8 protein-coding genes are annotated in these 10,485 nt (G+C 68.9%); 4 read left to right on the forward strand and 4 right to left on the reverse strand.

Annotation, left to right across the window (positions count from 1 at the left end):
• A partial coding sequence (lipB, locus tag VD972_RS37865; RefSeq protein ID WP_324993695.1) for a lipoyl(octanoyl) transferase LipB occupies positions 1 to 880 on the forward strand: 880 nt, incomplete at its 5' end.
• Here the strand turns inward: lipB and VD972_RS37870 are convergent.
• From VD972_RS37870 to glp, 3 genes are all read right to left on the reverse strand, one after another.
• Complete coding sequence (locus VD972_RS37870; protein WP_324993696.1) at positions 881 to 1,846, reverse strand: MBL fold metallo-hydrolase; 966 nt, start codon at positions 1,844 to 1,846, stop codon at positions 881 to 883.
• Complete coding sequence (ribA, locus tag VD972_RS37875; RefSeq protein WP_324993697.1) at positions 1,800 to 2,474, reverse strand: GTP cyclohydrolase II; 675 nt, start codon at positions 2,472 to 2,474, stop codon at positions 1,800 to 1,802. Before ribA ends, VD972_RS37870 begins: the two co-directional genes overlap by 47 nt.
• A 117-nt stretch (positions 2,475 to 2,591) precedes the next feature.
• The gene (gene glp, locus VD972_RS37880; RefSeq protein ID WP_324993698.1) at positions 2,592 to 3,824 is read right to left on the reverse strand and encodes a gephyrin-like molybdotransferase Glp; all 1,233 of its coding nucleotides are present in this window, start codon (positions 3,822 to 3,824) and stop codon (positions 2,592 to 2,594) included.
• 158 nt (positions 3,825 to 3,982) lie between these two features.
• On the opposite strand from glp, the gene VD972_RS37885 reads away from it, so the two are divergent.
• Positions 3,983 to 5,407 (forward strand): protease inhibitor I42 family protein, encoded by a 1,425-nt coding sequence (locus VD972_RS37885; RefSeq protein ID WP_324993699.1) that lies wholly within the window; start codon positions 3,983 to 3,985, stop codon positions 5,405 to 5,407.
• A 117-nt stretch (positions 5,408 to 5,524) separates the two neighbouring features.
• Positions 5,525 to 8,548 carry a ribonuclease R gene (gene rnr / locus VD972_RS37890; protein ID WP_324993700.1) on the forward strand — a complete coding sequence of 1,008 codons (3,024 nt, stop codon included), beginning with the start codon at positions 5,525 to 5,527 and terminating at the stop codon, positions 8,546 to 8,548.
• A gap of 45 nt (positions 8,549 to 8,593) precedes the next feature.
• Here rnr and VD972_RS37895 read toward each other — a convergent pair whose 3' ends face one another.
• Positions 8,594 to 9,568 (reverse strand): hypothetical protein, encoded by a 975-nt coding sequence (locus VD972_RS37895; protein WP_324993701.1) that lies wholly within the window; start codon positions 9,566 to 9,568, stop codon positions 8,594 to 8,596.
• 192 nt (positions 9,569 to 9,760) lie between these two features.
• On the opposite strand from VD972_RS37895, the gene VD972_RS37900 reads away from it, so the two are divergent.
• Positions 9,761 to 10,485, forward strand: a 725-nt coding sequence (locus tag VD972_RS37900) for an adenylate/guanylate cyclase domain-containing protein (protein WP_324993702.1), incomplete at its 3' end; no start/stop codon positions are given.

Raw genomic sequence — 10,485 nt, forward strand, 5'->3', positions numbered from 1 at the left:
CGAGATCTTCGAGACCAACCGCGGCGGCGACGTCACCTACCACGGGCCTGGCCAGGTGGTGGGCTACCCCATCTTCCTGCTCCCCAAGGCTCGCCAGGACGTGCGCCGCTACGTGCGCGATGTGGAGCGCGGCATCATCCAGACGCTGGCGGAGTACGGGCTCGAGGCGGGCCCCATCCCCAAGTGGCCTGGCGTGTGGCTGGGCGGAGAGGGCTCGCCGGACGCTCGCAAGATCGCCGCGGTCGGCATCCACATCTCCCGCTGGCTCACGACGCACGGCTTCGCGCTCAACGTCAACACGCACCTGCCGCACTTCCAGCTCATTGTCCCGTGCGGCATTCGCGAGGCGGGAGTCACCTCCATGCAGCGCGAGCTGGGCCACGTCGTCTCCGTGCCGGACGTGGAGGAGGCACTGGCCCGCCACTACAGCTCGGTCTTCGAGTGCGAGCACCGCTCGGCTGGAGTCTCCGTGCGCACGGTGAGCATCACCGTGGTGCGCGGGCACGGGGCTCGGGCGCAGGTACTCCTGGTGCGCCGCATCCCCGCGCGCGGCGGCTTCTGGCAGACGATCACCGGCCGCGTGGAGCCGGGCGAGTCCCCCGAGCACACCGCCGCCCGAGAGCTGCAGGAGGAGACCGGGCTGAGCGTCCCCGTGCGCGCGCTGGACTACCGGCACGCCTTCGTCCTGGGAGAGCTCCTGCCGCCCATGCTGGTGGAGGAGACGGCCTTTGCCGCCTGGTGTCCGGAGGGCCATGAGGTGCGGCTCAGCCCCGAGCACGACGCTCACGAGTGGTTGGATCTGCCCAGCGCGGTGAAGCGGCTGGAGTACCGCGGGCTGCGCGAGGGCGTGAAGCGCGCGGTCGCCCTGGCCGGGCGCTGACTAGAACTGGAGGAGCATGTCCTCTCGCGCCCCGATGGCCTCGGGGCGGTGCTTCTGCACCGTGCGCACCAGCCGATCCATCGCCGCGTCGTCTCGGGTTGGATCATGGTGGAAGAGCACCAGCGTCTTCGCCTGGGACTCGTTCGCGGCGCGCACCGCGGCCTGCCACGTCGAGTGGCCCCAGCCCGTGCGCGGCGGCCCCTGGCGCCCGCAGTACTCGTCCTCCGTGTACATCGAGTCGTAGATGAGCAGGTCCGCGCCCCGGGCGAACTCGAAGAAGCGCTCATCCTGGCCGCCGTGCTCGATGTCCGTGGCGTACACCACCGAGCGGCCCTCGCACTCCACGCGGTAGCCCAGGTTGCCGCCGGGGTGGTTCAGCTCCAGCGTGCTCACCTTCGCCGGGCCCACCATCACCGTCTCGCCCGCCTGGATGTCGTGGTAGCTCAGCTTCGCCCGGAACACGCCCTCGGCCGTCACCGGGAAGTACGGCTGCGTCATCTGCCCTGACAGGATCTGCTTCACCGACTGCCCGTTGCGCGTGGCGCCGTAGAACGTGAACGCGTTGTGGGGGATGAAGATCGGCGTGAAGAACGGCAGGCCCTGCAGGTGATCGTAGTGGTAGTGCGACAGGAAGATGGAGGCGTTCACCGGCGCGCCCTTCGCTACCAGCGAATCGCCCAGCGGCCGCACGCCCGTGCCCAGATCGAAGATCAGCAGCGACTCGCCGACCTGCATCTCCACGCACGGGGTGTTGCCCCCGTAGCGCTTCGTCTGGGGACCCGGCGAGGGAATGGAGCCGCGCACGCCCCAGAAGCGGACGTGGAAGTGCGTCTTCGCGTCCGAGCTCTTGGACACCTTGCCCACGGACTGCAGCCGACGCGCCGCCTCGCCCGCACGGAACTTCCGCAGCGGCTTGCCCTCAGCCGGCTTTTGCTTCGCTGTCTTCTTCCTCGGCGAAGAGCTCAATCAGGTGCCCCGTGCGCTCGCGCTTGGTCTTCAGGTATCCGACGTTATGCGGATTGTGCTCGGTCCGGGAAGGGATTCGACGCCGCACGGGGATGCCTTCCTCCACCAGCCCCGCGATCTTCAACGGATTGTTCGTGATCAGGTCCACGGACCGCACATCCAGGGACCGGAGCATCTCCGCAGCGATATCATAGCTTCGAAGATCGTCCGCAAAACCCAATTGCCGATTGGCCTCGTAGGTGTCGTACCCCTTGGCCTGGAGCGCATAGGCCTTGATCTTGTTGCCCAGGCCGATCCCCCGGCCCTCCTGGCGCAGGTACAGCACCACCCCACACCCCGCCTGGCTGACGAAGTCCAAGGCCCGGTCCAGCTGCTGCCGGCAGTCGCACTTGAGGCTGCCAAAGACTTCGGACGTCAGGCACTCGGAGTGAACCCGGACCGGCACGCCCTCCTTGTCGGCCACCTCCCCCACCACCAGCGCCACGTGCTCTCGGCCGTTGCGCCGGTCCCGGAAGACGACCGTCTTCATCATCCCCCGCTCCGTGGGGATGTCCGCCTCGGAGTAGATCTCCAGGTTCTGGGTCGGCTTACGCGAGGGGAGCACCTGGGGTGGACGCGTGTCGGACATGGTGAACGGTTCTCCCATGCATGAAGGGAACCCCCTTTTTCGAGGTTCCTTGGGGCTCAAGTCAAGTTAGGGCTGCCAGCCTCGAAAGTATCGATGCCATACAACCGGAGGCGTTCCTCAAGTCCCCCAGGAGACGGGCAAGAGGACGACATGCCCCCCATGAGCCAGGCTGCTCGCCTCCCGAGGGAAGTGGAGCAGATGCGTGGCAGAAGCAGTGGAGCGCAGGGCTCCGGACGTCTGCGTGGCGAGCGGGCGGGCCCAGAGCTCGCCATCCCGCCAGGAGGCCACTACCCGGATGTAGTGCGCCAGCCCTGGCGCCTTGCGCAGCTCGCCGTCCAGGCGCCCTGGCACCCGGGGAGGCTCCACGTCCGTGTGGCCCAGCAGCCGCCGGAGCACTGGGCGGACAAAGAGCTCGAAGGTGACCAGGGAGGAGGCGGGGTTTCCCGGCAGCCCGAAGTAGACGGTGGCGCCTCGCCGGCCCACCACCAGCGGCTTGCCGGGCTTGATGGCCACGCGCCAGAAGTTCAGCTCCACGCCCTGCTCCTGGAGGGCCGCCTTGACGAAGTCGCGCTCGCCCACGGAGACGCCCGCGCTGGTGAGCACCACGTCGAAGCCCTGCGCGTCCGCCAGGCGCGTGGACACCTCCTCCTGGGTGTCCCGGGCAATGCCCAGCAGCGTGGGCAGGCCTCCGGCGCGTGCCACCGCCAGCGCCAGCGAAGGGGCGTTGGTGTCGACGATCCGTCCATCGGGGGCCTCGTCGGCCCGGCACAGCTCGTCGCCCGTGGACAGGATGGCCACCCGGGGGCGGCGAGGCACCGGGACCGTGAACATCCCCTGGGCGGTGATCAGCCCCAGCTCCGGGATGCCCAGCGGCGTGCCTCGCGCCAGCAGCGGCTCTCCCGCCCTGGCATCCTCTCCTCGAGGGCGGACAAAGTTCCCCGGTGGCACGGCCTCGAGGATCTCCACGGCTGGACCGTCGGCGCCCTGCGCGGGCCGGGTGCGCTCCTGCATGACTATCGCATCCGCCCCTGTGGGTAGGGGCGCCCCGGTCATGATCCGAGCACACGTGCCGGGGCGCAGCTCGACCCGAGGCGTACTCCCGGCGTGGATCGTCTCTCCAATGGAGAGACGGATGGGCAGGGGGCCCGAGAGATCGGCGCTGCGCACCGCATATCCATCCATGGCCGAGTTGTCCCATGGGGGCAGCGTGCGCTGCGCCAGCACCTCCGCACCCAGCGTCCGCCCGAGGGCTTCCTCCAGTCGCGCCCACTCCGTTGGCAGGGGGGAGGCGAGGGCGAGCGCTCGGGCTCGCGCGTCCTCTACCGGTAGCAGCTCTGATTCAGCGCTCATGGATCCACTGAGATCGAAGTCTCTAGGAATTTCAAGAGTTTGTTTGACAGTCCTGCTGATCACCGTTACAAGCGGTGAGAGTCGCGAGACATGCTCCCCATGTGGAGAGATCCGCCAACCCGTTGAAATTACCCGGGTTTCCTAAGGAGACAGCGTCGATGGCCAAGCCCAAGTCCGGGGCCAAGAAGGCGACCCCCGCTGCCAAGAAGGACAAGGCGGCACGGCTGGAGTTGCTGAAGAACGCGAGCGAGCGGGTGGCAAAAGCAGCAACGAAGGTGGCCAAGGCCGTCAAGGACAAGGTGGCGGAGGTGACCAAGGGGAAGGCGCCCTCGGCGAAGTCTGCTGCCAAGGCGGGCAAGAGCGCCGCGCCCAAGGCCGCGGAGGCCAAGGGTAAGGCTGCCACCAAGGCAGAGGCTTCCAGCAAGGCAGAGGCCTCCACCAAGGGTGAGGCTGCCGTCAAGGGCGAGAAGGCAGCGGCCAAGAGTGAGAAGGCCGAGCCCGCCAAGGCGAAGGCGGCCTCGGCCGCTGAGGGCAAGGGCACCAAGGGCAAGGCGGCCGCGGCTGCAGCTGCGGCTCCGGCGGTTCCGGCCCTGGAGAAGCCTCGGCCGCGCGCCACGAAACTTCCTCCGGTGGGCAGCTCGCTGACGAAGCGTGAGATGGAGCAGCTGCTGTCGGCGGGTGAGGGCCGAGGCGTGACGGGCGAGGGCAGCCTCAAGGGCCGGCTCGCGGTGACTGACGGGATGCCATACCTGGTGGTGGTGGGCCGCGACAAGCGTGAGCTCACGTTCCTGCTCCAGGGCCCGGATCAGGAGGTACTCCCCGCGTACATGGACCACAAGGTCTCCGTGAGCGGGCTGATCCGTAAGACGACGAACTATGGCGGCACGGTAGACGTGCGGAAGTACTCGGCGAAGAAGCCGGAGGCCGAGGCCGTGGTGGTCGCGCCGGTCGAGATGGAGACCAAGCTGCGCTTCCTGTCCCCGGGCGAGACGTCCATGGTGACGAGCGCCGGCATGGGCGCGGGCATCAAGGGCTTCGCCTCCCTGCGCGGCAGCCTGGAGATGACCGGCGACGAGTTCGTGCTGGTGGTCTCCAACGGCGGCACGCGCCAGCAGGTGTCCTTCATCCTCGAGGGCAAGGGCACCAAGGGCATGCGCAAGTCCGTGGGCCAGCAGCTCTTCATCACGGGCGTGGTGGAGAAGGCTTCCGGATGGGGTGGCAGGGTCGTCGTGGAGACCTTCGAGCCCCGGCCGGCCGAGGCGCGCGTCTCCCGCGAGGACATGGAGATCGTCCACGTGGAGGGCGAGGTGCCCACCTCGGTAGAGGTCAAGCTCAACAACGGCCTCACCGTGCGGCTGGCAGAGCAGCCCGGCTACACCTGGGCCATCGAGCCGACCGCGGCCAAGCGTGTGGGCCTGCGCGAGGCGCGCTTCGAGCCGGGCGAGGGCAACGCCGGCACCCGGGAGTTCTTCTTCACCCCGCGAAACCCTGGGAGCTCCGAGCTGGAGTTCTTCCTGGCCAAGGCCTTCACCCCGGGCGTCGTGGAGCGCTCGTTCAAGATCAACGTCACGGTCAAGCCTTGAGAGGCAGGGTTGAACCCAGAGCAGGCCAGGGAGCAAATCCTGGCCGCCTGGGGGGTTCCCGTCCAGCGCGCCAGGGTCTACCCGTTTCTAGAGCGGGCAGGCCCGCGTGGACCCTTCGTGAACCTCTCACCTGAACAGCTGAAGCAGTTCCTCGCCGACGCCGATCACCCCCTGGGGGTCAAAGAGCTCCTGCGGCTCGCTGGCCTGCACGCCGGGCAGCAGACCGCACTCAAGCGCGCCCTCCGGGAGCTGGTTCGCCAGGGGCACATCCTCAAGGAAGGCAAGCGCTTCCTGCTCCAGGAGAGGCATGGCGAGCGGACCGAGGACGCCGAGCCCGTACGGCGCAAGGGCCCCATGTCCACACGGCCCGAGAGCGTCCAGCTGGAGGGGATCCTCCACATCCACCGAGACGGCTACGGGTTCGTCCACCCGCTGTCAGGCTTGGGGGAGAACGTCTTCCTGCCGCCAGCGGACGCCTCGCGCGCGCTGGACAATGATCGGGTCATCGTCGAGGTGATGGGGCGGCCCGGGCGCCTGGAGGGGCGCCTGGTGCGCGTGGTGCAGCGGCGCCGCGAGCTGGTGGTGGGCACGTACGTGGAGCAGGGCGGGCGGCACGCCTTCGTGCAGCCGAGTGATCCGAGCCTGCAAGGTTCCATCCGCGTCCCGCCCACCCAGATGGCGCGGGACGGGGACATGGTAAAGGTCCGCCTGGGCGTGGGCAGCCGGATGCTGGGGCCGGGCGAGGGGCTCTTCGGCGAGGTGGCGGGCTCGCTGGGGCGGCCTGGAGACCCGAGCGTGGAGGTGCTCTCCATCGCCTACGGCCAGGGCTTCAACGACGAGTTTCCTCCCGAGGTGATGGACGAGGCGGATCGCGTCAGCCCGCAAGTCTCTGACGAGGAGGCGCGAGGGGAGGAGCGGCGGGATCTGCGCTCCATGCCGCTGATCACCATTGATGGTGAGGACGCGCGGGACTTCGACGACGCGGTGTACGTCGAGCCTCAGGGGAGCGGTTGGCGGCTGGTGGTGGCCATCGCGGACGTGACGCAGTACGTGCGCGAGGGCATCGCGCTGGACGTCGAGGCCCTGCGCCGAGCTACCTCGGTGTACCTGCCGGATCGCGTGCTGCCCATGCTCCCGGAGCGGCTGAGCAACGGCATCTGCTCGCTGCGGCCCGAGGAGGATCGGCTGTGCATGGTGGCGGACATGGTGTTCGACGCGCGCGCCCACCTGCGCTCCTACGAGCTCTACCCGGGGGTGATGCGCAGCGTGGCCCGGTGCACGTACAACGAGGTGCAGGACGTCCTGGACGGCAAGGACGTGCCCCACCGCAATGGACTGCGCCCCCTCTTCGAGCGGCTGCTGGAGGTGTCCCGTGCGCTGCGGAAGATGCGCAAGGAGCGGGGCGCCATCGACTTCGATCTGCCCGAGCACAAGGTGGTGATGGGCGAGGAGGGCTTCCCCGAACGCATGGAGCAGCGCGAGCGCAAGGAGAGCCACCGCCTCATCGAGGAGTGCATGCTGGCCGCCAACGAGGCGGTGGCGAAGTTCTTCCAGGACGAGGGGCTGCCCACCGTCTACCGCTTCCACGGCGAGCCGGATGAGCAGAAGCTGGCCGCCTTCGCCACGCTGGCGCAGGCGTACGGCTTCAAGCTGCGCTTCGAGGACGGGGTGTCCTCCAAGGAGCTGGACGCCTTCATCAGCCAGCTCGAGGGCCACCCGGAGCAGCGCGCGCTGAACCAGCTGCTGCTGCGCTCGATGATGCAGGCGGTGTACTCGGCCTCGCAGGTGGGGCACTACGGGCTGGCGGCGGAGCACTACCTGCACTTCACCTCGCCCATCCGCCGGTACCCGGATCTGCTGGTGCACCGGCTGCTGAAGGCGCATTGGGCGCGGCGGGGCAAGAAGCCCTCGCAGGCGCTGCTGGAGCGCGAGGAGGCCCAGCTGGAGGAGATGGCCGAGCAGAGCTCCGAGCGCGAGCGCGCCGCCATGCAGGTGGAGCGCGAGGTGGTCGCCTTCTACGCCACGCTGCTGATGAAGGATCGCGTGGGCGAGGAGTTCGACGCCACCGTGTCCGGCCTGGCCGAGTTCGGCTTCTTCGCGGAGCTGGACACCGAGCACGTGGAGGGGCTCGTCAAGCTCGAGTCGATCGGGTTCGGCGGCAAGCTGGACAAGACGCTGCATGCGCTGGTGTTCCCAGACGGGCGGCGCATCCGCGTGGGGCTGAAATGCCGCGTGCGGTTGGCCTCGGTGAGCCCGGAGCGGCGGCAGATCGACTTCGAGCCGCTGGAGATCGAAGGCAAGGCGGTGGTGCGCGGCGAGCGGCCTCTGGGCCCAGGGCGTGCGGGGTGGCAGCCCTCGCTGCGCTCCCAGGAGCCACCTGGACGAGAGCGCTCCAAGCGGCCGGGACGGCGGCTCGGGCAGTGGCGGCCGGATGAGGCGGAGCCGCAGCTCGGCGCCGTGCAGCGGGAGTCGGGAGCTCGGCGCGGGCGCCGAGAGGAGACACGCCAGGATGCGCCCCGGTCCGTGGGACGCGGTCCGGAGTCTCGGCAGGAGGCGCCGAGGGGCGAGGAGAAGCGCCGGCGCTTCATTCGTGAGGGGCAGCGAGAGGAGGCGGCGCCGAGCAAGGCGGATCGCAGGAGCTGGAAGGAGCAGCCTGGCTCTGAGAAGTCCGAGGCGCTTCGTCGGCCCTCGTCGCGGGAGGAGGCTCCTGAGCAGGCAGGGGGCGCGCGGGGGAAGCGCTTCGTCGTACGTCCAGCGGCGCGGGCCGAGCACGAGTCTCGGGCTGAGCTCTCGGCGAAGCCCTGGCGTCCCGAGCAGCCTCCGCTGGCCGAGGACGATCCGCTGGCGGCCTTCATGGCGGATGCTCCGCCGCTGGCACCGCCTCCCGCGGTCGATCGCCTCCGCGCGCTTGCGGCCAGGAGCGGGCGCAGGAGTGGGGAACGCCTTCAGGCGGAGGTTCCAGGGCCCATGCGGGAGCGGCAGTCTCGCGAGCCTCGGGAGCTGCGGCCCCCGCGCGAGGACGCTCCCAGTCACAAGAGGACGAGCAGAGCGGCACCCGCCGGCAAGCGCAAGAGCGCGCCGGGAGGGGGCAAGCCGCCGAAGTCACGAGGCAAGTTCAAGCCAGGGCGCCGGAAGCGGTGAGTCCGTCCCTCGGGGCGGTCCCGCCACTTCCTGCGTTGCCAACCCTCACTCCTCTTCGGGCATGGGGGGCTGCGGAGCGAAGTCGTCGTCGTCGTCGTCGTCTTCTTCTTCCGACGTGTTCCCTGTGCCGCCGGAGTCCGGGAAGAGCAGGTCGTAGTCCGACTGCCGCATCCGTGTCGTGAGGGGCAGGTAGCTCACACCGTTGCGCGCGCAGCTCTTGTAGAACGGGCCCTTGTGGTCAAGCGTGCAGGCCTGCGTGCACGCGCCGACATAGGTCAGCGGCGCACAGCTCGTGGATGGGTTGCCGGAGGCGTCCTCCATTCCTGCGCAAGCCCGGGTCAGGTACTGCGCTTCGTTCGTGACAGGCCGGTCCACGCCGAAGAAGAGTCCCTCCTGGGTGAAGAGGTTGCCGAAGAAGCAGGCCTCGCGCACCGCATAGGTCGCGAGCTCGCTGGAGGTGAAGGGGATATTCTTTCCTCGCGCGTCCTTCCCCAGAACAGAGATGGGGATGCTCAGCCCATACCGATTCACGTGAGCCATCAGGCAGGCAGTGATGACCTGCTGCTCAGCCCGGCTGGGGGCGGCGCCGTCGGCAAAGCTCGGAGTGAGGCCCAGTCCACCGCTCCAGGTGTAGCGCTGACCCGTGAGGTCCGTGAAGGAGCGCGTCTCCCCGGAAGGGACGGCGCACCGGACGACGTAGCGCATCACCATGTCGGCCAGCGCCGGATCCTGCGCGAACCATGCGGTGAAGGCGGTGGCGGACAAGCCGTTGGCGGACAGGCCGTTGGCGGACAGGCCGTTGGCGGACAGGCCGTTGGCGGACAGGCCATTGGCGGACAGCCCGTTCAGGGAGTCGAGCTCCTGGCTCTGGCTCTTCAGCGTCAGGTCCTCCATGGGGCCTGTGGGCCCACATCCTGTCGCTCCCATCCCCAGGAGCATTGCGATGAGAGAGACCCAGGCCCTCGTCTCTGCGCGCTTCTGTCCACCCATGCGGCCCACTGCCTTCGTTGTGGTCGTCATCAGGCTCCCCTTTCCGCCAGTAAGGTTGGCAACTGTGCCGGAAGAGGAAACTGGACCGCTTTTTCAGGGTGATCCGGTTTTCGTTTCCGGACGTGCGCGGTGTGAGCTGGTCGACAGCGCGCAGATGATCCGTCCAGTTCTCAATACGAGGGGATGCCTTCGGGCCAGGGATGGCTCTCTTCATAGGAGGTCATGAACGCGCTCTCCATGCCTATGGAAGTCCCGTCCGGCACGGTGGCCCTGGTCTTCACCGACATCCAGGGCTCCACCTTGCTGTGGGAGCGTTGCAGCGCCAGCATGCGGGTGGCGCTGGAGCTCCATGATCGGATCCTGCGCACCTTGCTGGTGGCTTCGTCCGGCTACGAGGTGAAGACGCAGGGCGACTCCTTCATGGTCGCCTTCCCTACGGTGGTGGAGGCTGTGCGCTGGTGCCTCGAGGTGCAAGAGGCCCTGCTGGATGCGCCATGGCCGGAGGAACTGCTGGCCTGGCCTGATGCGGCGCAGGAGCGAGGCCCCCGAGGTGTGCTGTACCGCGGCCTGCGCGTGCGGATGGGCGTGCATGTGGGCGAGCCCGAGCTGCGCGTGGACCCGCGGACGGGGCAGGTCGACTACGTGGGGCGCATGGTGAACGTGGCGGCCCGCGTGGCGGATGCGGGGCATGGCGGCCAGGTGCTGCTGAGCGGTGCGGCGTGGGCGCAGCTGGCCGGCATGCAGGAGCGCCTGGGAAGGCCCGCGGTGCGCATGCTCGGGAGCTTCCGGCTCAAGGGGATCTCGGAGCCCGTCCCGCTGCTGGAGATCCTGCCGCTGTCGTTGTCGGACCGGCGGTTCGAGTCCCTGCGAGTGCGCGAGGAGCGGCGCGGCAACCTTCCCGAGGAGGCGGGGGACATCATCGGTCGGGAGGAGGAACTGGAGACGCT

Origin of the sequence: Hyalangium sp. (assembly GCF_035629615.1) — a bacterium.
Lineage (GTDB): Bacteria > Myxococcota > Myxococcia > Myxococcales > Myxococcaceae > Hyalangium.

Coding starts and splice junctions, on each gene's coding strand:
- ribA (WP_324993697.1), bottom strand. CDS start 2,474: ATGTCCGACACGCGTCCACCCCAGGTGCTCCCCTCGCGTAAGCCGACC.
- glp (WP_324993698.1), bottom strand. CDS start 3,824: ATGAGCGCTGAATCAGAGCTGCTACCGGTAGAGGACGCGCGAGCCCGA.
- VD972_RS37885 (WP_324993699.1), top strand. CDS start 3,983: ATGGCCAAGCCCAAGTCCGGGGCCAAGAAGGCGACCCCCGCTGCCAAG.
- VD972_RS37895 (WP_324993701.1), bottom strand. CDS start 9,568: ATGACGACCACAACGAAGGCAGTGGGCCGCATGGGTGGACAGAAGCGC.